Source organism: Pseudomonas sp. PDM04, assembly GCF_014851765.1.
Lineage (GTDB): Bacteria > Pseudomonadota > Gammaproteobacteria > Pseudomonadales > Pseudomonadaceae > Aquipseudomonas.
This window is the reverse complement of the sequence record NZ_JACVAI010000002.1, coordinates 432,833-458,917: the sequence shown is the minus strand read 5'-3', so window position 1 is coordinate 458,917 and position 26,085 is coordinate 432,833. Positions and strand designations below refer to the sequence as shown.

The window sequence follows — 26,085 nt, the reverse complement described above, 5'->3', positions numbered from 1 at the left end:
TTTTGTTGTGCTGCCAGTTGCCAGGGACTGTAGCGCAACGGCGCTGACCGCCTGCTTATGGCGCTGTATTCAAGCGGTCGATGGCCGCCAGATAGAGCTGGCGATACGCATCCACCAGTTGCGCCTGGCTGAACGCGCGATTGCGCCCGCTCGGGTTGGGCAGCACCCACACTGAAGACTGGGCAAAAGGTTGGGTTTGTCGCCCCCACGCCACGTCTCGCTGCCCGGACAATGCGCAATACGCCGCCTTCCCGAGAAATGCGACGAAGCGCGGCGCGTGTCGGGCGATCTTGCGCTCGAAGTCCGCCGCGGCCGTATGGAATTCCTCGACCGACAACTGATCAGCCCTTGCCGTGGGTCTCTCCACCACGGCAGTCAAGCCACATTGGTGTTGCACGATTGTGCGGTCATCCTGCGCCCGAAGTTCGTGGGGGGTAAACCCGGCTAGGTGCAAGGTGCGCCAGAACCGATTGCTTCTGCCGGCGAAGTGATGCCCCAGGGCGGCGGCCAGCAGGCCCGGGTTGATTCCGCAAAAAACCACCGCCAGATGCTCCGCCAGGATGTCTTCAAGTGCCACGGCAGGCCCCCTTCACGCGCATATCACGTTGATCGCGTTGCGCACCAGTTCGGTCAATTCGGCCCGGGATTTGCCGGCCCGGGCGCGGATCGAAATGCTGTGCAGCAAGGACGACGCCAGGACGGCCAGGGCGGCCGGGTCGACCGCGGCGGCTAACTCGCCCTGCTCGATGGCCGTGCGCAGGCGGCTTTCCAGGTCGGCATCGAGGCGACTCAGGCGGTCCGACAGCACCTCGCGTATTTGCGCATCCTCCACGGCTTCAGTGGTTGCCGTACCGATGGCAAAGCAGCCTCGGGGCTGGCCTTCCCCGGAAAAGTAAATCGACAGTTGCCCCTCGTAAAACTGCGTCAACGCCTGGCGCAGCGTCAGCCCGGTGTCCGTCAACGCGGCGTGCATGGCCGCCGCGGCGGTTTCCCAATATTGCTCCAGTGCCTTGATGTAGAGGGCGTGTTTGTCGCCGAACGCGGCGTACAGGCTCGGGCGGTTCATGCCCGCTGCGGTGGCGATGCTGTCCAGGGACGCGCCGGAATAGCCGGTGCTCCAGAACACCCCCAGCGCCTGCTGCAAGGCGGTCTGCGGGTCGTAGGCGCGAGGACGACCGCGTCCCTTGCCCTCAGTGGGTTTATTTTGTGCCATGTCGTACAAAATCCTTGAGTGGTGAATCGTTCTGTGGATATTCTTACACCATCGCACAAAATTAAGGAATCAGAAATTCCTTGGTTGCAGGTTTGTTGAAGCGCCGCTCGAACCGGGTCGCGCCGCTACGAAACAGGCGCGGCGGAGCGATCCTCCGTTGGCGCACGGCGAGGCTGTTTTCTAGTGGGCGCCAGCCCGATTTCCCGGTTACAGGTGCATTCGATCATGACCAGACAGTTCGAGATTCCAGCTACACAGATCGCTTCTGCAGGGCCGCACCCGACCGACGCGCCTGGCAGCAAACCACTCAAGGAAAGGATGCGGCTGCTGCTGATGGTGGGGGTTCCGGCCATCGTTGCCGCCGTCGGCTACGCGTATTACCTGGCCGGCGAGCCCTTCGTGTCCACCGACAATGCTTACGCCCGGGTGGCGAAGGCAGCGATCAATGCGCGCGTTTCCGGTCAGGTGATCGAGATCGCGGTGCAGGACAACCAGCTCGTGCACAAGGGCCAGGTGCTGTTTCGCATCGACCCCAAACCCTTGCAGATCGCGGTCGACCGCGCCGAAGCGCAACTGAGCGTGGCGCGCCTGCGCATCGACGGGCTCAAAGCCAGTTATCGCCAGCAACAGGCTGAGCTGCAATCGGCCAGGGAGTCGGCAGCGTTCGACCAGAAGGAACTGACGCGCAAAAAAGCCCTGGTGGCGTCGGAGTTTGTCTCCCGTGCGGTGTATGAGCGTGCCGACACCGACGTCAAGGTTGCACGGCAACGTATCGCCGCTGTCGAGCAACAGCTCGCCAACACCGTGGTCGCCCTGAACGGCAATCCGGCAATCGACGCCGACAGCCATCCGAGCGTTCGCGAAGCCCGGGCCCAGCTCGACGAGGCGCAGCTGTATCTGTCGTATGCGACGGTGTCCGCGCCTGCCGACGGTATCGTGGCCAAGGTCGACGATTTGCAGGTGGGCAATTACGTCAGCAACGGTACGCCGGCCTTCGCGCTGCTGTCCGCCCGGGAACTTTGGATCGAGGCCAACTTCCGCGAAACCGACGTCACGCACATGCGTCCCGGCCAGGAAGCGACCATTCGCATCGACACCTACCCCGATCACCTGTTCAAGGCCCACGTCACCAGCCTGAGCCCGGGAGCCGGTTCGGACTTCGCCTTGCTGCCGCCGGAAAACGCCACCGGCAACTGGGTCAAGGTGGTGCAGCGGGTGCCGGTGCGTCTCGAACTGGATGAAGCGAATCCGGCACTGCCGCTGTATTCCGGAACCAGCGCCACGGTCAAGGTCGACACCGGCTACCGCAGACCCTGGTGGCATCCGCTCAAGGCGCTGTTGTCCGCAGGGACCGAGTCATGAACGGGCGAACGTTGAGGCTGGCCGCGCTGCTGGCGACCTACATGCAGTCGGCGAACCTGCCGCTGCCGAATGCGGTACTGCGGTTGATCCAGGGCAGCCTGTCGATGACCGACGACCAGGCCGGCTGGATTTTCACCGCGTACCTCGCCGCGAGCGCCATTACCTTGCCGATGGCGTCGTGGCTGGCGGCACGCTTTGGCGTTAAACGGGTGTACCTGACGGCCCTGCTGTGCTTCGCGCTCGGCTTGATCCTCGGCACGCTGAGCAGCACTTCGCTGCAGTTCATCGGTGCGCGGATTCTGCAGGGGCTGGCGAGCGGAGTGCTCGCGCCACTGTCGATGGCGATTGCCCTGGATACCCTGGCAGCGGAACAACGCGCGAAGTTTGGCGCGACCTGGACCGCCATCGTGCTGTTCGGCATCGTCAGCGGCCCAAGCCTGGGCGGTTGGATCGGCGAGCACCATGACTGGCGGCCGATCTTCTACATCAGTGTGCCATTGGCGGCCTGTCTCTTCATGGTGATGGCGCTGTGGCTGAAAGAGAAACCGGCGGCGCAGGTGCCGGCGTTCGATTTCTTCGGTTTCGGCACCTTCACCCTGGCGCTGATCAGCCTGCAAATGCTCCTCGACCGTGGCGAACGCCTGGACTGGTTCGCCTCGACCGAAATCTGGCTGGAGGCCCTGGGGTGTGCACTGGGGGCGTACCTGTTTGCGGTGCACCTGCTGACGCGAAAGGTGCATTTCCTCAACAAGCGCTTGTTTGCCGATCGCAATTTCGTGCTGTCGACAATCATCTTCTTCGCTGTCGGTTTCGTGCTGTTGTCGACCATGGCGCTGACCTCGCCGATGCTCGACGAGATCCTCGGCTACCCGCCGGACACCACCGGCGTGCTGACGATTCCCCGCGGCATCGGGCTGGTGGGCGCGTTTCTGTTGATGGGGCGGGTGCCCGAGCGTTTCGACCGCCGCCTGTTCGTCGCGACCGGGGTGGCACTGGTGATCTACGCCAACTGGCTGATGCTCGGCTATTCGCCGCTGATGGACGCATCGCCGGTGGCCGTGGCGGGCGCGATCCAGGGCATCGGTATCGGCATCCTGATGCCGGCGCTGACCCAGGTGGCGTTCAGCACCCTCGACCCGGCGTTGCGCCAGGAGGGCACGGGGCTGTTCAACTTGTCGCGGGTCTATGGCAGCACCCTCGGGGTGGCGATTGTGCAGCTGTTTTTCTTCAACAACACCCAGGCGATGCACCAGGCGCTGGCCAGCCACCTGACGCCGTACCACGCCCTGGCGTCCAGCTCGCTGCAAACGCTGGAGGGACTTAACCACCTGATCACCCACCAGGCCGCTTTTATCGCCGTGGTCGGCCAGTTCAGGATTTTGCTGGTGGCGATGCTTCTGGTCAGCCCGCTGGTTGTCTTTCTGCGCAGGCCTGCTGCGGCTCACTAGTTTCCGTGGAGATCATCCCATGACATCCCCTGCACGCTTCAACCGGTTCAACAACAGCTTCGGCGCCATGGCGGCGCTGGCGTTCCTCAGTGCCTGCACCGTCGGCCCCGATTATCAGGGGCCGCCGCCGAGCCCGTCGCAGCATTACGACCGACAGGCCGAACAGCACCTCGGCGGCGCTGGCCAGCAGCGCATCGCCCTTGGCCACACGATCAAGGGCGATTGGTGGGCAGCGTTCCAGTCGCCAACACTGGATCGTGTGGTTCGTCGCGCCATTGATGGCAACCTCGAACTGGTCGCGGCCGACGCCACCCTGCGCCAGGCCGCTTCCTCGGTGGCGGCGGCGCAGGGCGCGCTGTATCCGCAGGTTGACCTGGGCGCCCAGGCCGGCCGCCAACGGGTGCATAACGCGAAAGAACCGTCGATTTCGAACGTCTATGCCATCGGCCCACGGGTCGGTTTCGACCTTGACGTTTTTGCTGGCAACCAGCGCCGGGTCGAGCAGCAGCAAGCCTTCAGCGATCTGCACAAACATCGCTATGACGCGGCGTACCTGGCCTTGACCGGCAACGTCGCCAGCCAGGCGCTGCTGGTGGCTTCGGCCAACGCGCAGATGCGGGCCGTGCACACGCTGCTGGCCAATGACATGCGCAACCTCGAACTGGTGCGCATGGCCCACGCCAATGGCAGCACAACACAGATCGACGTCTCGCTGGCCGAAACCCGGCTGGCTCAGGACCGCACGCTGTTGCCTGCCCTGGCGCAGCAGCGCGATGCGGCACGCCACGCGTTGTCGATCCTGGCGGGGAAGGGGCCGGGTGACTGGATCGCGCCGGACTTCGACCTCGACGAGTTTGTCTTGCCGGCCAGCGTCCCGGTCAGCCTGCCCTCGGAAATGGCCCACGACCGCCCGGACGTCCTGCAAGCCGAGGCCCAGTTGCACATGGCCAGTGCAGCCATCGGCGTCGCGACCGCCAATCTGTATCCGCGCGTCACGCTTTCCGCCTCATTGGCCCAGGCCGCCTCTGGCAATGGCGGGGCCGCACTCTGGGGCTTCGCCGCCGGATTGGCCGGTCCGTTGTTCGATGGCGGCACCCTGGAGGCTGAACGTCAGGCAGCGGTCGATGGCTACAAGGCGGCACTCGCCGGGTACCGGCAGACCGTGATCAGTTCGTTCGGCCAGGTCGCCGACACGTTGCAAGCGATCAACCACGACGCCGAGGAATACCAGGCGCAGGAACAGGCGTTGCGGGCGGCGCAAACCAGTGTGCAGTTGAACCGGCAAGCCTATGCCCAGGGCGAGACCAGCATTCTCCAGGTGCTGGAAGCGGAACGCGCCTATCAGCAGGCGCTGCTCGGGCAACTCCGCGCGAAGACCGCGCAGTACCTCGACACGGTCCAGCTCTACGTGGCGCTCGGAGGCAATGCCGTCGGTGCTTCCGAGCAGCGGTTGGCCGCTCGCGAACACTCAGGATCTTTCTATCAGTAACGGCTTCGGCCGCCAGCAGTGGAGTAACGACATGTCATATGAAGCGTTTCACGATGGACTTCGCGATACCCGGTATCCCCTGGTCAATGGGGCGGGCGAGATGCCGGCCGTTGGCTTTGGCACTTTGTTCCGCGATCTGAGCGTCACCACCCAGGCCATCACCGACGCGCTGGAGGCAGGATTCCGGCATTTCGATTGCGCCGAGCGTTATCGCAATGAAGAAGCGGTCGGCGTTGCGTTCAGGCAAGCGCTGGACAGCGGGGCGGTGCGCCGCGAAGACCTGTTCGTCACCAGCAAATTGTGGAACACCAACCATCGTCCCGAACGGGTTCTGCCGGCGTTCGAAGCCAGTTGTCGGCGCCTGCAGCTCGACGACATCGACTGCTACCTGATCCACACGCCTTTTGCCTTTCAACCCGGTGACAACCAGGACCCACGGGATGAACACGGTAACGTCATCTACGACGCCGGCGTGACCCTGATCGAAACCTGGCGGGCACTGGAACGCCTGGTGGATGAAGGACGATGCAAAGCCATCGGTCTGTCGGATATCACCCTGCCGGCCTTGCAGGCGATTGTCGCCCAGGCGCGGATCAAGCCTGCGGTGGTGCAGGTCGAGGCTCATCCTTACCTGCCGGAATGGGAGCTGCTCGAGTTCTGCAAGGCCCAGGGCATCATCGTGCTGGCGTTCGCTCCGCTGGGCCATGGCATGCAGCCCAACGTTCTGGAAGACGCGGTGATCACCGGGATCGCCCGGCGCGTGCAGAAAACTCCGGCGCAGGTAGCGCTGGCCTGGGCGGTGCAGCGCGGCTCGGCGTTTCTGACCACCTCGGCGACACCGGCTCACATCCGCGAGAACTTCGATCTGTCCACCTTGCCGCAGCGGGCGATGCTGGAAATCCGGGCGGAGATCACGACGCGGATACGCTTCAATTCGGTGGTGGAAACCGGTGTGCCGGGGTTCATTCCACGCAAGAAATAACCGACGACGAGGAGGGCGGCCTTGTGTAAGGTCGCCCTTTTTGATTCCCTTGCGAGGCTCGCGATGGACCTGTTCCAGACCATGCGTTTTTTCGTTGCCGTCGCGCAAAGCGGCAGCTTCACGGCGGCGGCCCACACCCTCGACACCACCACGACCAACGTGTCCAAGGCAATCACCGGCCTGGAAGCCAGGTTGCAGACGCGCCTGATCAACCGCACCACCCGACGCCAGGCATTGACCGAGGCCGGGGTGCGTTACCTGCAACGCTGCGAGAGCATTCTTGACCAAGTGCGGGAGGCCGATGAGGAAGCGGGCACCGCTCTCACCACGCCAGTGGGGCGGCTGAAGATTCATGCCATGTCGGCCATCGGCAATCATTACGTGATCGACGCCATTGCCAGATACCGTGAGATGCACCCGTCGGTGATGTTTGACCTGGCCCTGACCAACCGGCTGCCCGATTTGCTGGAGGAGGGCTACGACATGTCGATCGTGCTGGCGCGGGACCTGCCCGATTCGGGGTTCGTGGCGCAACGGCTGGGCATCACCTACAGCATTCTCTGCGCATCACCCCACTACCTGCACAAACGCGGCTACCCCGACTCGCCGCAAGCGCTGGCCGAACATGACTGCCTGCGCATCGTGAACACGGTCATGCCGGTGGAAAGCTGGGTCTTCGAGGGGCCTGACGGTATGGAAACGGTGGACCTGCCGCTGTCGCCATTTCACGTCAATACCGCCGACGCGATGACGGTCGCCATCAACAAGGGGATGGGGATCGGGATTCAGCCGATTGCTTCGGCGGTTGCGGGTTTGAAGGCGGGCACCCTGGTGCGAGTGTTGCCGGACTACCACTTCGAGGAGTTCAACTTGTATGCGATTTACCCGTCACGAAAGTTCGTCGACGCGAAAACAAGAACCTGGGTGGAGTTTCTGAAAGATTACATGCCGGTGTTGCTGGCCGCCGATGAGCAGGTTGCCGGTTCCGCCGGGAAACCCTGAAGCGTGAGCGGCAGGCATGGAGTGTCGACCCTCCAGCGTCCGCACGGTGATCAACCGGCTGAACAGCCTGTGCCCATGACCTGGTACTGCAGGATGTGGCGCTTGCCCTGCGAGTCTTCATAGGTCATTTGTGCCGGTACGGGGGCGCACTCGTTGGCGATCTCCGACACGGTGATGACCTTCTGGATATCGAGCTGCATGCCGTACTGGTAGCGCTCGACCGGAATCTGGCTGGCTGCTGCGGGGGCCGGCGTGTCGTCGGAGAACGCCTGGGCGGCGACGCCGGTCAGGGCAACCAACAGCGCGATTTTCAATGCTTTCATGGGATTCACCTCATCTTGATTGGGGTTGTCGCCCGGCGTTGGGTTGACTGCCGGGTTGAGGTGAATGCTAGGGATTTGTGGCGGGCTCAAATAGCAGGCGCAAAGACAAACACTGTTGCCGAATTGCGCAAGAATCCGTGGTGGTCGTGGCCGGTGGTTATTTTCTTTGCTTTCTGCAGGGCTTCGCAGCGGACGAAATCGATCTAAAAACAGCCGTCCGAGTCGCCGGCAGCGGGCTATTCTTGTACAGGTAGGTGAAGACGCAGACTGATGCGCAAGCGGATGGCAAGGACACGTGGGGCGCGTCCCGAAGGGTACACGGTTAGAAAGATCTCCGCGCTGAGATCCAGCCCTTATGCCGTGTGAGGCACAAGCGGACATAACGCTTGTGTGAGAGGCCCGATAAACCTTGTAAGCCGGAGACCAGCACCGGCCACCTACTCAACCACCAAAGCCCGCCTTGTGCGGGCTTTGACGTTTTTGCAGCCGCTCCTGTCCCCCTGTTGGAGCGAGCTTGCTCGCGCTGGACTCGAGGACGCTGCTGGGTGTCAGGCATTCAACGTTATCGTTCACTAGCATCGCGAGCAGGCTCGCTTCCACAGAGATTCTCCGATGATCCGGATCGTCTCGGACATTCATAATGGCCATTTCGATCCCCTTTTGGCCGACCTCGCACTGTGAACTGTTGATCCCGTCGGCAAGAATCGAGGCCAGACAGCGATCGCAGCACGTTCGCGAAACCACAACTAGAATCCTGTTTTCCTTGCCTCAGGCAATTTCAAGGCCTGCCGTGTACAGAACATAAAAACCACGCGACACACTTGGGGAATTCTTCATGGTCATGATGAAACGCATACTGGGCGCCACCGTTTGTGGGCTGACGCTGCTGGCCAGCGCCGTGCACGCCAAAGATCAGGAACTGCGGGTGTACAACTGGGCGGATTACATCCTGCCGTCCGTGCCCAAGGATTTCGCCCAGAAAACCGGGATCAAAGTGACCTGGGACACCTTCGACACCAACGAGGCGCTGGAAGCCAAACTGTTGACCGGCAACTCGGGCTACGACCTGGTGGTGCCGTCCAACCAGTTCATTGAAACCCAGATCAAGGCCGGCGTGTTCCAGAAACTGGACAAGTCCAAGCTGCCCAACTGGTCGCACCAGGACCCGGCGCTGCTCAAGCTGCTGGACAAGAACGACCCCGGCAACCAGTACGGCGTGCCCTACATGTACGGCACGGTGCTGATCGGCTTCAACCCGGCCAAGGTCAAGGCGGCGCTGGGCGACAATGCGCCGGTGGACAGCTGGGACCTGGTGTTCAAGCCCGAGTACATGGCAAAGCTGAAATCCTGCGGCGTGGCCATGCTTGATTCACCGTCGGAAATCCTCCCGATCGCCTTGCATTATCTCGGCCTGGACCCTAACAGCCAGAACCCGGACGACTACGAGAAAGCCAAGGCGCTGATGATGAAGGTGCGTCCGTACGTGACCTACTTCAACTCCGCCAAGTACATGACCGATATCGCCAACGGTGACATCTGCGTCGCCATCGGTTATTCCGGCAGCTTCTACCAGTTCGGCAACCGCGCGAAAGAAGCGGGCAATGGCGTGGTGGTCGACTGGCGCTTGCCGAAGCAGGGCGCACCGATCTGGTTCGACACCTTCGCCATCCCGAAAAGCGCGAAGAACGTCGAAGAAGCCCACGCGTTTCTCAACACCTTGCTGGACCCGAAAGTCATCGCCCCGATCAGTGATTTCCTCGGCTACCCCAACGCCAACAAGGACTCGCTGCCGCTGATCAACAAGGAAATCACCGGCAACCCGAACCTGACCCCGACCAGCGAAGCGCTGAAAACCCTGTATGTGGTGCAACCGCTGCCGCAGAAAATGGAGCGGGTGCGCACGCGGGTGTGGACCAGCATCAAGTCCGATAAGTAATGCCTGATCACCCCCTCTAACTGTGGGAGCGAGCCTGCTCGCGATGGCGGTGTATCAGACGGTAAAGATGCCGGCTGACAGTCCGCCATCGCGAGCAGGCTCGCTCCCACAAGGGATTGCAGACGACCTTAGATTTGCGCCAACGCCTGCGCCAGATCGGCGCGCAGGTCCTCGACATCCTCGACCCCCACCGACAAACGCACCAACCCGTCACCAATGCCCAGCTGCGCACGGGTGGCGGCGGGGATGGTGGCGTGGGTCATGATGGCGGGGTGCTCGATCAGGCTCTCCACGCCGCCCAGGCTTTCGGCCAGGGCGAAGATCTGCACGTTCTCGAGGAAGCGCCGGGCGCCCGCCAGGTCGGTGTTCAGGTCGATGGAAATCATCCCGCCAAACCCGCGCATCTGCCGCTTGGCCAGCTCATGCTGAGGGTGCGAGGGCAGTCCCGGGTAGTAGACGCGGGCGACCTGCGGCTGGCGCTCCAGCCACTGCGCCAGTTCCAGGGCGTTGCTGCAATGACGTTCCATGCGCAGCGCCAGGGTCTTCACCCCGCGCAGGGTCAGGAACGCGTCGAAAGGCCCGGAGATCGCGCCAATCGAGTTCTGCAGGAAGCCCAGGCGTTCGGCCAGTTCCGGGTTTTGCCCGACCACCGCAATGCCGCCGATCACGTCGGAGTGGCCATTGAGGTATTTGGTGGTGGAGTGCAGCACGACGTCGAAACCCAGCTCCAGCGGACGCTGGATCCAGGGGCTGGCAAAGGTGTTGTCGGCGACGCAGATAATGCCGCGGGCGCGGCAGATACGCGCAACGGCTGCGAGGTCGGTCAGGCTCAGCAAGGGATTGCTCGGCGTCTCGACCCACACCATCCGCGTGTCGTCTTCCAGCGCCGCTTCGAAGGCCGACAGGTCGGTCAGGTCGACGAAGCTGAAACGGTGCCCGGCGCTGCGTTTGCGCACCTTGTCGAACAGCCGGAAGGTGCCGCCGTACAGGTCGTTGCCGGAGACAATGTGCGAGCCGGCATCGAGCAGCTCAAGCACCGTGGAAATGGCTGCCAGCCCGGAGGCGAAGGCAAAGGCCTGGGTGCCGCCCTCGAGGTCGGCGACGCAACGCTCCAGGGCGAAGCGCGTCGGGTTGTGCGAGCGCCCGTAGTCGAAGCCCTTGTGCACGCCGGGGCTTTGTTGCAGGTAGGTGGAGTTGGCATAAATCGGTGGCATCAACGCCCCGGTGGTGGGGTCCGGCGCTTGCCCGGCGTGGATCACCCGAGTGGCGAAGGCACGTGGCGCGGCGTTTTCATCGTGTTGACTCATGCAAGGGATCTCCGTAGATGATTGAGCAGGTCGACGCGGGTGATCAGCCCGTGAAAGCCCGAGGCGTCGGCAATGATCGCCACCAGGCCGCGATCGAGTTCCACCTGCAACTCGGCGAGGCTGGCGCTGGCAGGCAGGGTTTCCACTTTGTCGGTCATTGCGCTGGCCACGGTCAAGCGAAAGTGTGAAGGATCCGCCTGCATGCCCAGCAGGATGTCGGATTCGTCGATCACGCCGACCAGTTGCCGGCCATCGCTCAACACCGGTAATTGCGACACATCCGCCAGGCGCATGCGCTGGAAGGCGGTGAGCAGGGTATCGTCGGGGCTGACGCTGATCACCCGGCCGTCCTCGAAACGCCGGGCAATCACGTCGCGCAGGTCGCCATAGGGTTTGCGCGCCAGCAGGCCCTGATCGTTCATCCATTGGTCGTTGTAGACCTTCGACAGGTAACGGGTGCCGGTGTCGCAGACGAAGCTGACCACGCGCTTGGGCTCGGTCTGTTCGCGGCAATAACGCAACGCGGCGGCCAGCAGGGTGCCGGTGGAGGAGCCGCCGAGAATGCCTTCGGCGCGCAGCAACTGGCGGGCGTGATCGAAACTTTCCTCGTCGCTGATCGAGTAGGCGTGGCGCACGCTGGACAGGTCGGCAATCGACGGAATGAAATCTTCGCCGATGCCTTCCACCGCCCAGGAACCGGGGGTGGTCATGGTGCCGCTGCGGCTGTATTCGGCCATCACCGAACCGACCGGATCGGCCAGCACCATGGCCAGGTCGGGCTGGACCCGCTTGAAGAAACGGGTCAGCCCCGTCAGCGTGCCGGCCGAGCCGACGCCGACGACAATGGCGTCCACGTCATGCTGGGTCTGCGCCCAGATCTCGGGCGCAGTGCTGCACTCGTGGGCCAGCGGGTTGGCGGGGTTGTTGAACTGGTCGGCGAAGAATGCGTCGGGTATTTCCAGCGCCAGGCGTGCGGCGACGTCCTGGTAATAATCGGGGTGGCCCTTGCCGACGTCGGATCGGGTGATGTGCACCTCGGCGCCCATGGCCTTCAGGTGCAGGACTTTCTCGGTGGACATCTTGTCCGGCACCACCAGCACCACCCGATAGCCCTTGGCCCGACCGACCAGGGCCAGGCCCAGTCCGGTGTTGCCGGCGGTGGCTTCGACGATGGTGCCGCCGGGTTTCAGCGAGCCGTCGCGCTCGGCGGCGTCGATCATCGCCAGACCGATCCGGTCCTTGATCGAGCCACCGGGGTTTTGCGATTCAAGCTTGAGAAACAGCGTGCAGGGGCCGGTGTCGAAACGGCTGACGCGCACCAACGGCGTGTTGCCGATCAGTTCGAGTACGGCAGGGCGGGAGTCATTCGGCATGGGGTCACCTCTTGTGAGCAAGCGGGGGCCACCGGCAGTGCGTCATTGCGTGCCAGTCGCCTGCAATGCATTGCTTGGACCATAGGCCGCGATGGCGTCCCTCGCAACCCGGCGCGGCCAACGGTCGCTGGCGGGTGCCTTTATCCGTGGCCCCTCCCACAGAGTGACAGCGTCACTGCCCCGCTGATCAGTGCGAGCGCCACTGCAAAGGTCACCCGCATCCCGTGGCCAATCGCCTGCGGATCGACCGACTGTGAGGCGAAGGCGAACACCGCGCCCATCACGGAGGCGCCGGTGATCAGCCCGAGGTTGCGCGACAGGTTGAGCATGCCCGAGACGACGCCGCGCTGATCGGCCGCGACATCGCTCATGACCGTGGTGTTGTTGGCGGTCTGGAACACGCCATAGCCCAGTGTCAGCACCACCACCGAGGCGACGTAGCCGGCGACGCCGACGGTCTGCGGCAACAGCGACAGGGCCAGGCAACCGAGCGCCATGGCGAGCAACCCGACGACAGTCATCCGTTGCGCGCCAAAACGGTCGGCGATGCGTCCGGCGGGCACACCGGTGAGCGCCGCGACGCCGGGGCCGACCGCCAGTACCAACCCGGCCGACATCGGGTTCAACCCGAGCCCGTGGGTCAGGTAGAACGGCCCGACCGCCAGCATGGTCATGATCACCGTCGCCACCAGCGTGCTCATGGCCAGGCTGCTGCTCAGCACCCGGTTACGGAACAGCGACAGGCGAATCAGCGGCGAAGCGACGCGCGTCTCGGTGAACACGAACAACCCCAGGCCGGCCCCGGCCGCCAACAGCAAGCCCAGGTTGAGCGCAGTGAACTGCCCGCGCCCGAGGGTCATTGCCAGCGCGTACGCCGCCAGCGTCAGTGCCAGCAGCAGGGTGCCCATGGCGTCAAAACCGCTGCGGCCGCTCGCCGATTGCTGGCGATCAGCCGGCAGATAGCGATACGCCAGATACCACGCCAGCAGGCCCACTGGCACGCTGGCCAGGAACAGCGCCTGCCAACCGAACCCGGTGATCAGCAGGCCGCCCAGCGAAGGTCCCATCGCGGTGCCGATCGCCGACATCGTGCCCAGCAAGCCCATGGCGCTGCCGGTCTTTTCCTTGGGCACCGTGGCCCCGACGAAGGCCATGGTCAGCGCCATCATGGCCGCTGCTCCCAGGCCTTGCAGCGCCCGGGCAGCAATCAACCCACCCAGGGTCGGCGCCAGGGTGCACAGAAACGAAGCGAGGGTAAACACCCCGATGCCGGCCAGCAGCAGGCGTCGCCGGCCGATCAGGTCACCGAGCCGGCCCGCGCTGACGATCAGCGTGGTGATGGCCAGCAGGTAGGCCAGCACCACCCATTGCACCTGCTGAAAGCTTGCGTCAAATGCCTGTGCCAGTGTCGGCAGGCCGACGTTGGCGATGCTGGTGCCGAGGGAGGAGAGCAATATCGACAGCGAAAGGCTGACCAGCGCCCAGCGCACCGTCGGTGCGGCTGACGCGTTGTCCACGGTGGCGATCGTCGGCTTCATGGGGACTCCTGAGCGGGCAGTGTGTGGCTATCGGAAATCTACGCCGACGCCTAACATGGCGGAATACGCATGGGTTGCACTTTATTCATGCATATAACGCCATCTCACTGTCATGGGGCGAACCATGTCCACTCCCGATTTCAATCTGTTGATGACCCTGGACGTGCTGCTCACCGAGGGCAGCGTGGCGCGAGCGGCCAAGCGCTTGCGCCTGAGCCCGTCGGCGATGAGCCGGGCGCTGGCCCGGTTGCGTGAAACCACTGGCGATCCACTGCTGGTGCGTGCCGGCCGGGGCCTGGTGGCGACGCCCCGGGCGCTGGAGCTGCGTGAGCGGATCGGCCCGCTGGTGCAGGAGGCCACAGCGATGCTGCGCCCGGCGCAACAGCCGGACCTGAGCCAATTGGTCCGCACGTTCACGCTGCGCACTCGCGAAGGGTTCGTCGACAGTTTCGGCGCGGCGCTGATTGCCCGGGTGGCCGGGCAGGCCCCGGGTGTGCGCCTGCGCTTCATCGGCAAGCCGGACAAGGACAGCACCGCGTTGCGCGAGGGCAACGTCGATCTGGAAACCGGGGTGGTGGGGGATTCGGCCAGCCCTGAGCTACGCACCCAGGGCCTGTTTCGAGACCGCTTCATCGGCGTGGTGCGCGCCGGTCATCCGCTGAGTCAGGGCCACATCAGCGCCGGGCGCTTTGCCGCCTGTGGCCATGTCGCCGTTTCTCGGCGCGGGCTGGACAAAGGCCCTGTGGACGAGGCGTTGGCGCGGTTGGATCTGCAACGGCACATCGTGACTTCGGTCGCCGGCTTCTCCACCGCCCTGGCACTCGCCCGCGCCACCGACCTGGTCGCGACCATCCCCGCGCATTACACCGAAAGCCTGCGCACGGGGATGCACAGCTTCGACCTGCCATTTGTCTTGCCGGCGTTCACGGTCGCGATGCTCTGGCATCCGCGTATGGACGCGGACCCGGTGCATCGCTGGTTGCGCGGGTGTGTACGGGAAGTCTGCGGGCAATAACGAGCGATGCCCGGAACATCAGAACGCGAACGAGCGCGACCCCTGGCGGGCCAGCTCGACATCCAGCAAGTGTTCGGCCAGCACGTCGTTGAGGAAGCGGAACTGATCGTTGAGGCCGACCACTTCATTGCTGAAGTGATGGGCGGCGGCGGGCATCAGCAAGTCTTCGAACTGCTTGTTGAACACCAGCGCACGGCGTTTGCGCGAGACCACCTGTTGCGCGTAGTAGTTCTTGCCGAACACCGGGAAACTCACGCAAAGGGTAATGACAGGCATCATGAAGAGCACTCCTCGGTCAGGACGTACCACGCAAAGACACTGAGCGTGAAGGCGGTCAGGGCCAGACAGGTCATTAGATGAATCAACATGGTTGCGCCCCTCCGGCGTGGAATTTTGTGGTGGATTGAAGGTGATCCTACGCTGACGGTTTATGAGCGGAAGGCATTCGTGGCGATGGTGGATATCGATGCAGATGATGGTTTGGGTGTCGTGTCGTTAATACGGCCTTCATCGCGAGCAGGCCCTCGAGCCCCTGTGGGAATCCCCGGGGCTATACTTCAACCCAGGAATGCCTCTGACCCCTGAAACCTTCGTTCAGGGGAAGCCTGTAGGACGCTGCGGCCTTGAACCTGCGTTCGCTGATTGTCGCCGTGCTGATACTGTTGGCGGGATGCGCCACGACTTCGCGCGCGCCGGCGCCAGCGCCGCCGGTGATCATCGCCCAGAGCACCTGGCAGCAGGTTGACCGTGACATCGTGGCCGCGTCGCGGTCCGCCACCGAGCAAGCGAAAATCTATTCCCGTGGCGCCATGGACTACTGGCGAACCCGGGTCTATCAACTCACCGAGGAAAACTTCATTCCCTGGTTCAGCAGCTACTGGACCCAGGAATGGCTGTCGATGAAAGTCAGCTGGTACACCATCAGCGCCAAGGGCGAGCAGGATGCTTCGGCCAAGCGCCTGGCGGCCTACCTGCTGGAGGAATATCAGGAACGTGTGCTGAACCCGGTCGCGGTGGAAATCGATCCCGACCAGATCCTCGGCCTCGCCACCGCGTTTTACGTGGACATCCTCCAGGAAGAACTGCAGAAAATCTCGCAGCGTTACGGCGTGCCCATGGCCCAGCTCAACGGTCGCTTGCAGAAAATCCCGGCCATCGCTCTGGGCCCACCGGCGGCCCGCGACGCTTCGCTGTACCAGGTCGTGCACACCCAGCCGCTGAACACCTTGCCGGCGTACGCGGCGCTGATCGACAAGATCCACAAGGCCGGCGGCGACAAGGGTGTCGACTCGACCGACACCGCCATGGCGCCGGTGGCCAAGCGCGCCAGCCAGCGCATGGAAGCGGAAATGGCCCCGCGCGGTGCCGCCAGTGCGGTGGCCGCCGCTGCCGGCAAACTCGCCGGCGGCCTGATTACCGTGGGCGTGGCCGGGATTCGTGCGCTGATCCAGGCCAGCGACCGCCCGGACAGCGAAGCGCTGATCCGCAGCAGTCTGGGCAACACCTTCGACAAGGCCTGGATAAAACTGGTGCAGAACCCGACCACCGGAGTGATGGCGGGGACGCTGTACCTGGCAGGACAGATCGAGGGCAACCTGGCAGGGAGCGCAGACGTACCGCCGGTCAGTTCGGGCAATCCCACCATGGACTGGAGCCCGCCCGAATCGTCCTTCGAGCCTCAACCCTGATCACGCACCCGATTACTCCGCCGTCGGAGTGATCCTGCAACTCTTGCGATGACGGATCTCGCTGTCCGTGGGGCGTTCCCTGACGAATTCGAAACGCGGTTCACCTTCGCTATAGTGAACCAGCCAACCCCATTCCAGCTCGGACTCGTTTTGACCCGGCTGAGGTGGCCTGGCCCACCATGGCTCTTTGCTGATGATTTCTCGCATGGCCCTGTCCCGTTCATTCGGTGTTTTCAACTATAACGTGCATGTCAGGAGGTGCCAGGCGTGAGCGACGAAACCCGCGAACCGGTCAAACGGTTGTTCTTCGCATTGGGCTGTGCGCCCGAGCAACGCAAGGCCATCGCCCGCTGGCGCGGTGAGCTGCGGTTGCGCAGTGGGCGGCCGGTGTCGGCGGAAAACTTCCACCTGACCCTGTTGTTCCTGGGGGCGGTGGACGTGGCGCAGATCGCCCAGATCTGTTGCGCGGCGGCGCAGGTGCGCACGCCAGGCGTGGCATTGAGCGTGGCGCTGGATCGGCTGGAGGTCTGGCGTCGCGCCGGGGCGCTGGTGCTGGCCTCTGAACAGCCGCCGCCGGCGTTGTTGCGGCTGGTGTATGCGCTGGAGCAGGCGATGTTGCCGTTCGGACTGGAAGAGGTGCCGAAGGAGTTTCGGCCGCACCTGACCCTGATGCGCGACTTTCGCGAACCGGTGCCCGAGTCGGCGACGCCACCGGAGTGGGTGCTGCGGGCTGATCGATTTACCCTGTTCGAATCCCACAAGGGCCGCTATCGGGCGCTGGCGGAATGGCCGCTGGTCCCCGCCTGAAAAAAAAGGCGCCCGGGGAGGGCGCCCAATCTCACCCTGACCGAGGAAGCCAGGTGAGGCCGTTCTGCTCAAGAGGATGCAGCGGTGGTAAGGCGCTGCGTGAACGGAAAACGGTGATTGATGGTGGATTTCAGGGCTTCCATGGCGATTTCAGCATCGACGATTACTTCCCAAGCTTGACCCGCGTCCACCCCCGGGTCATCACCCGCTGGACGGCGATGGGCATGTCCGGAATCGCATACAAGGTCGCCAGCACCGCCTGCGGCGGGTACGAGCCCGGATCGTCGCGGATCGCCTCGTCCACCAGGGGCGTGGCGGCTGCGTTGGCATTGCTGTAGCCGATGTTGTTGGTGATCTCGGCAATGATGTCCGGACGCATCAGGAAGTTCATGAACAGGTGGGCGTTTTCCACGTTCGCTGCATCCCGGGGGATCGCGACCATGTCGTAGAAACTGCCGGCCCCTTCCTTCGGAATGCTGTAGTCGACCTGCACCTCGTTGCCCGCTTCCTGCGCGCGGGCCTTGGCCTGCAGCACGTCACCGGAGTAACCGACCGCGACGCAGATGTTGCCGTTGGCCAGGTCAGAGATGTATTTCGAGGAGTGGAAATACGCCACCGACGGCCGGATTTTCATGAACAGGTCTTGCGCCTCGGCAATCTGCGCCTTGTCCCTGGAGTTCACCGGGTAGCCCAGGTAGTGCAGGGCGGCGGGGAGCATCTCGGTGGGTGAATCGAGGAAGCTGATGCCGCAGGCTTTGAGCTTCTCGGCGTTCTGCGGCTTGAACAGCAAATCCCAGGAGTTGGTCGGCGCATTGGCGCCCAGCACTTGCCTGACCTTGGCCGGGTTGAAGCCGATGCCAATCGAGCCCCACATGTAGGGGAACGCATGGGCGTTGTCCGGGTCGCTGGCCGAGGCGTTCTTGAGCAGCACCGGGTTGAGGTTCTTCCAGTTGGGCAGTTTCGACTTGTCCATCGCCTGATAAACCCCGGCCTTGATCTGCTTGGCCAGGAAACTGTTGGACGGCACGACGATGTCATAGCCGGATTTACCCGCGAGCAGGCGTGCCTCAAGGGTTTCGTTGCTGTCGAACACGTCATAGGTCACGTGGATGCCGGTCTCGTCTTCGAACTTCTTGACGGTGTCCGGGGCGATGTAGTCCGACCAGTTGTAGACGCGCAGCTCCTTGTCGGCAGCCTGTGCGGTGGTGGCGATCGCGCCCAATAAGGACAGGGTCAGCAGAGTCCTGCCAAGCATTTTCATCGGTACAACTTCCTTCTTTTATTCATGGCACCACGTGGTGAAACGCGACGGCACTAGGCCGTCGCTTCTGTCATGGTTTTTCTGGCGGGTTGCCAGGCTTCGTTGGCGGTCTGGTCCATGGCTTCCTGGATCGCCCGTTTACGGGTGGCTTCGGCGCGACGGCTGAAGTACCAGACGAGGAAGGTCACCAGCGAAACGGCGAGCAGAATCAGGCTGGCCACGGCATTGATTTCAGGTTTCACCCCCAGGCGCACTGCCGAGAACACCTCCATCGGCAGGGTCGTCGAACCCGGGCCGGAGACGAAGCTGGCCAGCACCAGGTCGTCCAGCGACAGGGCAAACGACATCATGCCCCCGGCCGCCAGGGACGGCGCGATCATCGGGATGGTGATCAGGAAAAACACCTTGAACGGCTTGGCCCCCAGGTCCATGGCCGCCTCTTCGATGGACAGGTCCAGCTCGCGCAGGCGCGCCGAGACCACCACCGCCACATAGGCTGCACAAAACGTGGTGTGGGCGATCCAGATGGTGACGATGCCGCGTTCCATCGGCCAGCCGATCAACTGCGCCATGGCCACGAACAGCAGCAACAGCGACAGGCCAGTGATCACTTCCGGCATCACCAACGGCGCGGTGACCAGGCCACCGAACAGCGTGCGGCCTTTGAAACGCGTGACGCGAGTCAGCACGAATGCCGCCAGGGTGCCCAGCGCGACTGCGGCAATCGCCGTGTAGCAGGCGATCTCCAGCGAGCGCACCACCGAGCCCATCAGTTGCGTATTGTCGAGCAGGCCGACGTACCACTTCACCGACCAGCCGCCCCACACCGTCACCAGTTTCGAGGCGTTGAACGAGTAGATCACCAGGATCAGCATCGGCAGGTAGATGAATGACAGGCCGAACACCAGCATGAACGTTGAAAATCCGAAGCGTTTCATCCCCGACCCTCCATCTCTTTGGCCTGGCTACGGTTAAACAGCAGAATCGGCACGATCAGGATCAACAGCATCACCACCGCCAGGGCAGACGCCACCGGCCAGTCGCGGTTGTTGAAGAATTCCTGCCACAGCACACGGCCGATCATCAGGGTTTCCGGGCCGCCCAGCAGTTCCGGAATCACGAACTCGCCGACCACGGGGATGAACACCAGCATGCAGCCGGCAATGATGCCGTTGCGGGCCAGCGGCACGGTGATTTTCCAGAAGTTGTTGAAGTTGCTCGAGCCCAGGTCCGACGCCGCCTCCAGGAGGCTCGGATCGTGCTTGACGAGGTTGGCGTACAGCGGCAGCACCATGAACGGCAGGTAGGCGTAGACGACCCCGATATAGACGGCCGTGTTGGTGTTGAGGATCTCGATCGGGTGATTCGTCAGCCCGCTCCACATCAGGAACGCGTTCAGCAAACCGTTGTTGCTGAGGATGCCCATCCAGGCGTAGACGCGGATCAGGATCGCCGTCCAGGTCGGCATCATGATCAACAGCAGCAGGACGTTTTGCGTTTCCTTGCGGGTGCGGGTGATCGCGTAGGCCATCGGAAAACCGATCAGCAGGCACATCAGCGTGCTGAAGAACGCAACCTTCAACGAACCGAAGTAAGCCGAAATGTACAGCTCGTCTTCGGTCAGCAACAGGTAGTTGCCGACGTTCATGAACAGCTGGAATTTCTGCTCGGCGTAGGTGTAGATCTCCGAGTAGGGCGGGATGGCCAGCGCCGCTTCCGAAAAGCTGATCTTCATCACCAGGAAGAACGGCAACAGGAAGAACAGGCACAGCCACAGGAACGGGATGCCGATGACGAGCTTGCGGCCACTGGGGATCAGGCGCATGAACTGTTGATTGAGAGTGCTCATGAGCGCAGTACCACGCCGCTGTCGTCTTCCCACCACACATAGACCTGGTCGTCCCAGGTCGGGCGTGCGCCACGGCGTTCGGCGTTGGCCATGAACGACTGGACGATCTTGCCGCCCGGCAGCTCGACGTAGAACACCGAATGTCCGCCCAGGTAAGCGATGTCATGCACCTTGCCCTGGGACCAGTTGTAGCGGAACTCGGGTTGGGTGGTGCTGACCAGCAGTTTTTCCGGACGGATCGCGTAGGTGATCGACTTGTCCTGCACCGAGGTACTGACGCCGTGGCCGACGTAGATCTTCTGTTCCAGGTCCGGGCTGTGAATGATCGCATGACCTTCGAGGTCTTCCACCACGGTGCCGTCGAAGGCGTTCACGTTGCCGATGAATTCGCAGACCATGCGGCTGACCGGTGCTTCGTAGATGTCGACCGGGCTGCCGATCTGGGCGATCCAGCCCAGGTGCATGATCGCGATGCGCTGGGCCATGGTCATGGCTTCTTCCTGGTCATGGGTCACCATCACGCAGGTCACGCCCACGCGTTCGATGATTTCCACCAGTTCCAGTTGCATCTGCGAACGCAGCTTTTTATCCAGCGCACCCATCGGTTCGTCGAGCAACAGCAGCTTCGGCCGCTTGGCCAAAGAGCGGGCCAGGGCCACACGCTGACGCTGGCCGCCGGACAACTGATGGGGTTTGCGCTTGGCGTACTGGGTCATGTGCACCAGGCGCAGCATCTCCTGCACACGGGCGTCGATTTCGGCGGCCGGCAAACGGTCCTGCTTGAGGCCGAAGGCGATGTTCTGCGCCACGGTCATGTGCGGGAACAGCGCGTAGGACTGGAACATCATGTTGATCGGCCGCTCGTAGGGCGGCATGTCGGTGATGTCCACGCCATCGAGCAGAATCCGCCCTTCGGTCGGGCGCTCGAAGCCGGCGAGCATGCGCAGCAGGGTCGATTTGCCGGAGCCGGAACCACCCAGCAGGGCGAAGATTTCCCCTTGATGGATCTCAAGCGAGACATCGTCCACGGCCGTGGTTTCGTCGAATTTCTTGGTGACGCGGTCGACTTTCACCAACACCTTTTTCGGTGATTGATGACCTTCAAGAGCCTTCCTGTAAGTGCTGGAGGCGTTTGCCATGTGAAACTCCCAACAGGTTTCGTTCGCTCGGTCAACGTGGCCGGGCTTAAGTGGATTGCAAGCCTGTACGGGATGCCTGGCTGGCATTACCCGTACCGATCCGGCTTGTTCGGCGCCGCCGTCCTGGCTGCCTGGGTCGTACTTGTTGTTATTACGGGTGTTGTTTTTCACGGATGACGGATGTGCGCAGGCACACCCGACCTCCGAGGGGGCAGTCAATCGTTACGTATTCTTGGGTTGGGTCAGCGCTGGTTGCGCCGCGCCGCCCGTTGCTGGCAGGCCTCGCCGAACGCCTGGAATATCCGCAGGTAGTTCGGGTTGTCCAGCACCTGCCATTCCGGGTGCCATTGCACGCCGAGGGCGAAAGTCGGGCTGTGGTCCACCGAGATCGCCTCGATCAAACCGTCCGGCGCAATCGCTTCGGCCCGCAGGCCTGGCGCGAGCCTGTCGATGCCCTGGCTGTGAATCGAATTGACCCTGAATTCGGCTGGCAATTGCAGTGCTTCGAACACGCCGCCCGGTTGCACCCTGACCGCGTGGGCCGGGGCGTATTGCACCGCCAGCTCGGGGCTGTCCGCTTCGCGGTGGTCGAGCATGCCCGGCAGCTCGTGGACCTTCTGGTGCAGGCTGCCACCGAAAGCCACGTTCATTTCCTGGAAGCCGCGGCAGATGCCCAGCAGCGGAACACCGGCAGCGATGGCTGCGCGCAACAGGGGGAGGGTGGTGGCGTCCCGCGCCGGATCGTGATCCGTGCCGGGCGCGCTGGCCGGGCCTTGATAGTGGAAGGGTTCCACGTTCGACGGCGAGCCGGTCAGCAGCAGGCCGTCGAGACGGGCGAGCAGCTCAGGGATTTCAGTCAGTTCGCCCAGGGAAGGAATGACCACGGGCAGCCCTTGCGCAGCCACGCTGACTGCACGCAGGTACTTGTCGCCGCTGATGTGGTAAGGGTGCAGGCCAATCTGTTTGACGCACGCAGTAACGCCGATCAATGGCTTGAATGCCATTTTTATCACCTCGAAGTTTGACACTTGAACGAGCTTTTCCGGAGCTTAGCCTTGTTGATTTTAATTGACAACTGCCATGTAAAAAATTCTAAACGCCGCACGTCCGATCCTCAGGATTTACGTGGCTCGTTCCCCTGATTTGGCACTTTCGTCCGCCAGAAAGCCTTGAAAATAAAGGATGAAAGGCCAGGTGTTCGCTATTGACTTCACTTTGCCGTTCGGGTTGACTGGCTCGGCGAAAGTGCAGTGAACATAATAATTAACAGCTAATAGGTGCATCATGTCGGTCCCTCTGCGTACCGTTCAACTCAACGAAGCAAACGCATTCCTTAAGAAATATCCTGAGGTTTTGTACGTCGACCTTCTGATTGCGGATATGAACGGTGTGGTGCGCGGCAAGCGCATCGAACGCACCAGTCTTCATAAGGTGTACGAAAAAGGCATCAACCTGCCGGCGTCGCTGTTTGCCCTGGATATCAACGGCTCCACGGTGGAAAGCACCGGTCTGGGCCTGGACATCGGCGACTCCGACCGGATCTGTTTCCCCATTCCCGGCACCCTCAGCATCGAACCCTGGCAGAAGCGCCCGACCGCGCAACTGCTGATGACCATGCACGAGCTCGAAGGTGAACCTTTCTTCGCCGACCCGCGAGAAGTGTTGCGCCAGATCGTGAGCAAGTTCGACGACCTGGGCCTGACCATCTGCGCCGCGTTCGAGCTGGAGTTCTACCTGATCGACCAGGACAACGTGAACGGTCGTCCGCAATCGCCACGCTCGCCAGTCTCCGGCAAGCGCCCGATGTCGACCCAGGTGTACCTGATCGACGACCTCGACGAATACGTCGATTGCCTGCAGGACATCCTCGAAGGCGCGAAAGAACAGGGCATCCCGGCCGACGCCATCGTCAAGGAAAGCGCCCCGGCGCAGTTCGAAGTGAACCTGCACCACGTCAATGACCCGATCAAGGCCTGCGACTACGCGGTGTTGCTCAAGCGTCTGGTGAAGAACATCGCCTACGACCACGAGATGGACACCACCTTCATGGCCAAGCCGTATCCGGGCCAGGCGGGCAACGGCTTGCACGTGCACATTTCGATTCTCGACAAGGCCGGCAACAACATCTTTGCCAGCGAGGATCCCGAGCAGAATGCCGCGCTGCGCCACGCCATCGGTGGCGTGCTGGAAACCCTGCCGGCGCAGATGGCGTTCCTCTGCCCGAACGTCAACTCGTACCGCCGTTTCGGCGCCCAGTTCTACGTGCCGAACTCGCCGAGCTGGGGCATCGACAACCGCACCGTTGCGGTTCGCGTGCCCACCGGCTCGCCGGATGCCGTGCGCATCGAGCACCGTGTCGCCGGTGCCGACGCCAACCCGTACCTGCTGATGGCTTCGGTCCTGGCCGGCATTCACCACGGCCTGACCCACAAGGTCGAGCCGGGCGCGCCCGTGGAAGGCAATTCCTACGAGCAGAACGAGCAGAGCCTGCCCAACAACCTGCGCGATGCATTGCGCGTGCTGGACGACAGCGAAATCATGGCCCGGTACATCGATCCGCTGTACATCGACGTGTTCGTGGCGTGCAAGGAAAGTGAGTTGGCCGAGTTCGAAAACTCCATCTCCGACCTTGAGTACAACTGGTATTTGCACACGGTCTGACGACCCTGCCAAAACCCGACCCCCATGGGAGCGAGCCTGCTCGCGATGAGGCCAGGTCAGGCGACGATCCTGTCGACCGACCCACCGCCATCGCGGGCAGGCTCGCTCCCATGGGGACGCGGTCAACAACCTCTCTGTGTGAGTCGACTCCATGACCATGACCCGCAGCGACTGGGAACAACACTTCCAGTCCCTCTCCCTCGAAAGCCGCGCCTTCATCGACGGCGAGTACCGCCCGGCCATCAGTGGCGCCACCTTCGAATGCCTCAGCCCGGTCGACGGCCGCTTCCTGGCCAACGTCGCCAGCACCGACGAAGCCGATGCCAACGAAGCGGTGGCCGTTGCCCGCCGTACCTTCGAGTCCGGCATCTGGGCCCACCTGGCGCCGGCGGAGCGCAAGCGTACGCTGATCCGTTTCGCCGACCTGATCCTGGCCAACCGTGAAGAACTGGCCCTGCTCGAAACCCTCGACATGGGCAAACCGATCAACGACTCGATGAACATCGACATCCCGGCGACCGCCAACGCGATCCGCTGGAGCGCCGAAGCCATCGACAAGCTTTACGACGAAGTCGCCGCCACGCCGCACGACCAGCTTGGCCTCATCACCCGTGAGCCTGCGGGCGTGGTGGCCGCCATCGTGCCGTGGAACTTCCCGTTGATCATGGCCAGCTGGAAGTTCGCGCCGGCGCTGGCGGCCGGTAACTCGTTCATCCTCAAGCCTTCGGAAAAATCGCCGCTGACCGCGATCCGCATCGCTCAGTTGGCGCTGCAAGCCGGCATCCCCAAAGGCGTGTTCAACGTCTTGCCGGGCTACGGCCACACGGTCGGCAAGGCCCTGGCGTTGCACATGGACGTCGACGTGCTGGCGTTCACCGGCTCGACCGCCATTGCCAAGCAACTGCTGATCTACGCGGGCGAAAGCAACATGAAACGTGTCTGGCTCGAAGCGGGGGGCAAGAGCCCCAACGTGGTGTTCGCCGACGCGCCGGATCTGCGCGCGGCGGCACAGGCGGCAGCCAGCGGCATCGCTTTCAACCAGGGCGAAGTGTGCACCGCCGGTTCGCGCCTGTTGGTCGAGCGGTCGATCCGCGATCAGTTCATCCCGCTGCTGGTGGAAGCGCTGCAAGCCTGGAAACCGGGGCACGCCCTGGACCCGCAAACCAACGTCGGCGCTGTGGTCGACCAGCGTCAACTGGACAACGTGCTGCGCTACATCCAGCTCGGCAAGGACCAGGGCGCGCAACTGATCGCGGGCGGCAGTCGTACCCTGGAGAGCACGGGCGGCCTGTACGTGGAACCGGCGATTTTCGACGGTGTGACCAACGCCATGACCATCGCCCGTGAGGAAATCTTCGGCCCGGTGCTGTCGCTGATCACCTTCGACACCGAGGAAGAGGCGCTGACCATCGCCAACGACAGCATCTTCGGCCTGGCCGCCGGCGTCTGGACCCGCAACCTCAGCAGGGCCCACACCTTTGCGCGCGGTTTGCGTGCCGGCAGTGTCTGGGTCAACCAGTACGACGGTGGCGACATGACCGCGCCGTTCGGTGGTTACAAGCAGTCGGGTAACGGTCGGGACAAATCGCTGCACGCGTTCGACAAGTACACCGAGCTCAAGGCGACCTGGATCAAGCTCTAACCCTTATAAAAAGAACGGCGGTCGTCCGCCACTGCCGGCGACCTTCGGAG

Annotated in this window: 25 protein-coding genes; 11 read left to right on the top strand and 14 right to left on the bottom strand. The window is 63.0% G+C overall.

Annotated elements, in window-relative coordinates; translation table 11 throughout:
- Positions 1 to 55: 55 nt before the first annotated feature.
- Entirely contained in the window at positions 56 to 577 is a 522-nt protein-coding gene (gene mug, locus IB249_RS08920) for a G/U mismatch-specific DNA glycosylase (protein WP_192303686.1), read from the bottom strand.
- 12 nt (positions 578 to 589) lie between these two features.
- The gene (locus IB249_RS08915; protein ID WP_192303685.1) at positions 590 to 1,213 is read right to left on the bottom strand and encodes a TetR/AcrR family transcriptional regulator; all 624 of its coding nucleotides are present in this window, start codon (positions 1,211 to 1,213) and stop codon (positions 590 to 592) included.
- A 225-nt stretch (positions 1,214 to 1,438) separates the two neighbouring features.
- Here IB249_RS08915 and IB249_RS08910 point away from each other — a divergent pair, with 225 nt between their 5' ends.
- From IB249_RS08910 to IB249_RS08890, 5 genes are all read left to right on the top strand, one after another.
- Positions 1,439 to 2,575 carry an HlyD family secretion protein gene (locus tag IB249_RS08910; RefSeq protein ID WP_192303684.1) on the top strand — a complete coding sequence of 379 codons (1,137 nt, stop codon included), beginning with the start codon at positions 1,439 to 1,441 and terminating at the stop codon, positions 2,573 to 2,575.
- The gene (locus tag IB249_RS08905) at positions 2,572 to 4,023 is read left to right on the top strand and encodes a DHA2 family efflux MFS transporter permease subunit (RefSeq protein ID WP_192303680.1); all 1,452 of its coding nucleotides are present in this window, start codon (positions 2,572 to 2,574) and stop codon (positions 4,021 to 4,023) included. Before IB249_RS08910 ends, IB249_RS08905 begins: the two co-directional genes overlap by 4 nt.
- A gap of 19 nt (positions 4,024 to 4,042) precedes the next feature.
- Positions 4,043 to 5,512 (top strand): efflux transporter outer membrane subunit, encoded by a 1,470-nt coding sequence (locus tag IB249_RS08900; protein WP_192303678.1) that lies wholly within the window; start codon positions 4,043 to 4,045, stop codon positions 5,510 to 5,512.
- A gap of 31 nt (positions 5,513 to 5,543) precedes the next feature.
- Complete coding sequence (locus IB249_RS08895) at positions 5,544 to 6,494, top strand: aldo/keto reductase (RefSeq protein WP_192303676.1); 951 nt, start codon at positions 5,544 to 5,546, stop codon at positions 6,492 to 6,494.
- Between the two features lie 63 nt (positions 6,495 to 6,557).
- Positions 6,558 to 7,496 (top strand): LysR family transcriptional regulator, encoded by a 939-nt coding sequence (locus IB249_RS08890; RefSeq protein WP_192303674.1) that lies wholly within the window; start codon positions 6,558 to 6,560, stop codon positions 7,494 to 7,496.
- Positions 7,497 to 7,546: 50 nt separating this feature from the next.
- On the opposite strand, the gene IB249_RS08885 is transcribed toward IB249_RS08890, so the two are convergent.
- Together IB249_RS08885 and IB249_RS08880 are read right to left on the bottom strand one after the other, a co-directional pair.
- Entirely contained in the window at positions 7,547 to 7,819 is a 273-nt protein-coding gene (locus IB249_RS08885; protein ID WP_192303672.1) for a DUF2790 domain-containing protein, read from the bottom strand.
- A 441-nt stretch (positions 7,820 to 8,260) separates the two neighbouring features.
- On the bottom strand, positions 8,261 to 8,467 hold the full coding sequence (locus IB249_RS08880) for a hypothetical protein (protein ID WP_225606888.1): 207 nt from the start codon (positions 8,465 to 8,467) through the stop codon (positions 8,261 to 8,263).
- A gap of 187 nt (positions 8,468 to 8,654) precedes the next feature.
- Between IB249_RS08880 and IB249_RS08875 the strand changes: the two genes are divergently transcribed.
- Entirely contained in the window at positions 8,655 to 9,755 is a 1,101-nt protein-coding gene (locus IB249_RS08875; protein WP_192303670.1) for a polyamine ABC transporter substrate-binding protein, read from the top strand.
- A 128-nt stretch (positions 9,756 to 9,883) separates the two neighbouring features.
- Here the strand turns inward: IB249_RS08875 and IB249_RS08870 are convergent, their stop codons facing one another.
- From IB249_RS08870 to IB249_RS08860, 3 genes are all read right to left on the bottom strand, one after another.
- A complete protein-coding gene (locus IB249_RS08870; RefSeq protein ID WP_192303667.1) occupies positions 9,884 to 11,062 on the bottom strand; it encodes a cystathionine gamma-synthase in 1,179 nt (392 codons plus the stop codon).
- Complete coding sequence (locus IB249_RS08865) at positions 11,059 to 12,435, bottom strand: pyridoxal-phosphate dependent enzyme (RefSeq protein WP_192303665.1); 1,377 nt, start codon at positions 12,433 to 12,435, stop codon at positions 11,059 to 11,061. The genes IB249_RS08870 and IB249_RS08865 overlap by 4 nt, the downstream gene beginning before the upstream one ends.
- Before the next feature lie 140 nt (positions 12,436 to 12,575).
- Positions 12,576 to 13,973, bottom strand: coding sequence for an MFS transporter (locus IB249_RS08860; protein ID WP_192303663.1), 1,398 nt, complete (start codon positions 13,971 to 13,973; stop codon positions 12,576 to 12,578).
- 124 nt (positions 13,974 to 14,097) lie between these two features.
- On the opposite strand from IB249_RS08860, the gene IB249_RS08855 reads away from it, so the two are divergent.
- Positions 14,098 to 14,988 carry a LysR family transcriptional regulator gene (locus IB249_RS08855; protein WP_192303661.1) on the top strand — a complete coding sequence of 297 codons (891 nt, stop codon included), beginning with the start codon at positions 14,098 to 14,100 and terminating at the stop codon, positions 14,986 to 14,988.
- Positions 14,989 to 15,006: 18 nt separating this feature from the next.
- Here the strand turns inward: IB249_RS08855 and IB249_RS08850 are convergent, their stop codons facing one another.
- Positions 15,007 to 15,267, bottom strand: a complete 261-nt coding sequence (locus tag IB249_RS08850) for a hypothetical protein (RefSeq protein WP_192303659.1) — start codon at positions 15,265 to 15,267, stop codon at positions 15,007 to 15,009.
- A gap of 344 nt (positions 15,268 to 15,611) precedes the next feature.
- Here IB249_RS08850 and IB249_RS08845 point away from each other — a divergent pair, with 344 nt between their 5' ends.
- The gene (locus IB249_RS08845; protein ID WP_192303657.1) at positions 15,612 to 16,676 is read left to right on the top strand and encodes a hypothetical protein; all 1,065 of its coding nucleotides are present in this window, start codon (positions 15,612 to 15,614) and stop codon (positions 16,674 to 16,676) included.
- A 12-nt stretch (positions 16,677 to 16,688) separates the two neighbouring features.
- On the opposite strand, the gene IB249_RS08840 is transcribed toward IB249_RS08845, so the two are convergent.
- On the bottom strand, positions 16,689 to 16,883 hold the full coding sequence (locus IB249_RS08840; RefSeq protein ID WP_192303655.1) for a hypothetical protein: 195 nt from the start codon (positions 16,881 to 16,883) through the stop codon (positions 16,689 to 16,691).
- 60 nt (positions 16,884 to 16,943) lie between these two features.
- On the opposite strand from IB249_RS08840, the gene thpR reads away from it, so the two are divergent.
- The gene (gene thpR / locus IB249_RS08835) at positions 16,944 to 17,483 is read left to right on the top strand and encodes an RNA 2',3'-cyclic phosphodiesterase (RefSeq protein WP_192303653.1); all 540 of its coding nucleotides are present in this window, start codon (positions 16,944 to 16,946) and stop codon (positions 17,481 to 17,483) included.
- Between the two features lie 163 nt (positions 17,484 to 17,646).
- Here thpR and IB249_RS08830 read toward each other — a convergent pair whose 3' ends face one another.
- The 5 genes from IB249_RS08830 to IB249_RS08810 all read right to left on the bottom strand — a co-directional run bounded on the left by IB249_RS08830 (position 17,647) and on the right by IB249_RS08810 (position 22,736).
- Complete coding sequence (locus IB249_RS08830) at positions 17,647 to 18,744, bottom strand: polyamine ABC transporter substrate-binding protein (RefSeq protein ID WP_192303651.1); 1,098 nt, start codon at positions 18,742 to 18,744, stop codon at positions 17,647 to 17,649.
- 53 nt (positions 18,745 to 18,797) lie between these two features.
- A complete protein-coding gene (locus tag IB249_RS08825) occupies positions 18,798 to 19,682 on the bottom strand; it encodes an ABC transporter permease subunit (RefSeq protein WP_192303649.1) in 885 nt (294 codons plus the stop codon).
- Positions 19,679 to 20,560: an ABC transporter permease subunit gene (locus tag IB249_RS08820; protein WP_192304849.1), complete on the bottom strand. Its 882-nt coding sequence runs from the start codon at positions 20,558 to 20,560 to the stop codon at positions 19,679 to 19,681. Before IB249_RS08820 ends, IB249_RS08825 begins: the two co-directional genes overlap by 4 nt.
- Before the next feature lie 29 nt (positions 20,561 to 20,589).
- Entirely contained in the window at positions 20,590 to 21,732 is a 1,143-nt protein-coding gene (gene potA / locus IB249_RS08815; protein WP_192303647.1) for a polyamine ABC transporter ATP-binding protein, read from the bottom strand.
- A gap of 242 nt (positions 21,733 to 21,974) precedes the next feature.
- Positions 21,975 to 22,736, bottom strand: coding sequence for a gamma-glutamyl-gamma-aminobutyrate hydrolase family protein (locus tag IB249_RS08810; protein ID WP_192303645.1), 762 nt, complete (start codon positions 22,734 to 22,736; stop codon positions 21,975 to 21,977).
- A gap of 280 nt (positions 22,737 to 23,016) precedes the next feature.
- Here IB249_RS08810 and IB249_RS08805 point away from each other — a divergent pair, with 280 nt between their 5' ends.
- Positions 23,017 to 24,393 carry a glutamine synthetase family protein gene (locus IB249_RS08805; RefSeq protein ID WP_192303643.1) on the top strand — a complete coding sequence of 459 codons (1,377 nt, stop codon included), beginning with the start codon at positions 23,017 to 23,019 and terminating at the stop codon, positions 24,391 to 24,393.
- Positions 24,394 to 24,544: 151 nt separating this feature from the next.
- Positions 24,545 to 26,035: an aldehyde dehydrogenase gene (locus IB249_RS08800; protein WP_192303641.1), complete on the top strand. Its 1,491-nt coding sequence runs from the start codon at positions 24,545 to 24,547 to the stop codon at positions 26,033 to 26,035.
- Positions 26,036 to 26,085 lie beyond the last annotated feature (50 nt).

Coding starts and splice junctions, on each gene's coding strand:
- IB249_RS08890 (WP_192303674.1), top strand. CDS start 6,558: ATGGACCTGTTCCAGACCATGCGTTTTTTCGTTGCCGTCGCGCAAAGC.
- IB249_RS08880 (WP_225606888.1), bottom strand. CDS start 8,467: ATGGCCATTATGAATGTCCGAGACGATCCGGATCATCGGAGAATCTCT.
- IB249_RS08885 (WP_192303672.1), bottom strand. CDS start 7,819: ATGAAAGCATTGAAAATCGCGCTGTTGGTTGCCCTGACCGGCGTCGCC.
- potA (WP_192303647.1), bottom strand. CDS start 21,732: ATGGCAAACGCCTCCAGCACTTACAGGAAGGCTCTTGAAGGTCATCAA.
- IB249_RS08840 (WP_192303655.1), bottom strand. CDS start 16,883: ATGCGAGAAATCATCAGCAAAGAGCCATGGTGGGCCAGGCCACCTCAG.
- IB249_RS08915 (WP_192303685.1), bottom strand. CDS start 1,213: ATGGCACAAAATAAACCCACTGAGGGCAAGGGACGCGGTCGTCCTCGC.
- IB249_RS08800 (WP_192303641.1), top strand. CDS start 24,545: ATGACCATGACCCGCAGCGACTGGGAACAACACTTCCAGTCCCTCTCC.
- IB249_RS08865 (WP_192303665.1), bottom strand. CDS start 12,435: ATGCCGAATGACTCCCGCCCTGCCGTACTCGAACTGATCGGCAACACG.
- IB249_RS08805 (WP_192303643.1), top strand. CDS start 23,017: ATGTCGGTCCCTCTGCGTACCGTTCAACTCAACGAAGCAAACGCATTC.
- IB249_RS08860 (WP_192303663.1), bottom strand. CDS start 13,973: ATGAAGCCGACGATCGCCACCGTGGACAACGCGTCAGCCGCACCGACG.
- IB249_RS08895 (WP_192303676.1), top strand. CDS start 5,544: ATGTCATATGAAGCGTTTCACGATGGACTTCGCGATACCCGGTATCCC.
- IB249_RS08870 (WP_192303667.1), bottom strand. CDS start 11,062: ATGAGTCAACACGATGAAAACGCCGCGCCACGTGCCTTCGCCACTCGG.
- IB249_RS08905 (WP_192303680.1), top strand. CDS start 2,572: ATGAACGGGCGAACGTTGAGGCTGGCCGCGCTGCTGGCGACCTACATG.
- IB249_RS08900 (WP_192303678.1), top strand. CDS start 4,043: ATGACATCCCCTGCACGCTTCAACCGGTTCAACAACAGCTTCGGCGCC.
- IB249_RS08810 (WP_192303645.1), bottom strand. CDS start 22,736: ATGGCATTCAAGCCATTGATCGGCGTTACTGCGTGCGTCAAACAGATT.
- IB249_RS08830 (WP_192303651.1), bottom strand. CDS start 18,744: ATGAAAATGCTTGGCAGGACTCTGCTGACCCTGTCCTTATTGGGCGCG.
- IB249_RS08855 (WP_192303661.1), top strand. CDS start 14,098: ATGTCCACTCCCGATTTCAATCTGTTGATGACCCTGGACGTGCTGCTC.
- IB249_RS08850 (WP_192303659.1), bottom strand. CDS start 15,267: ATGATGCCTGTCATTACCCTTTGCGTGAGTTTCCCGGTGTTCGGCAAG.
- IB249_RS08875 (WP_192303670.1), top strand. CDS start 8,655: ATGGTCATGATGAAACGCATACTGGGCGCCACCGTTTGTGGGCTGACG.
- IB249_RS08825 (WP_192303649.1), bottom strand. CDS start 19,682: ATGAAACGCTTCGGATTTTCAACGTTCATGCTGGTGTTCGGCCTGTCA.
- IB249_RS08910 (WP_192303684.1), top strand. CDS start 1,439: ATGACCAGACAGTTCGAGATTCCAGCTACACAGATCGCTTCTGCAGGG.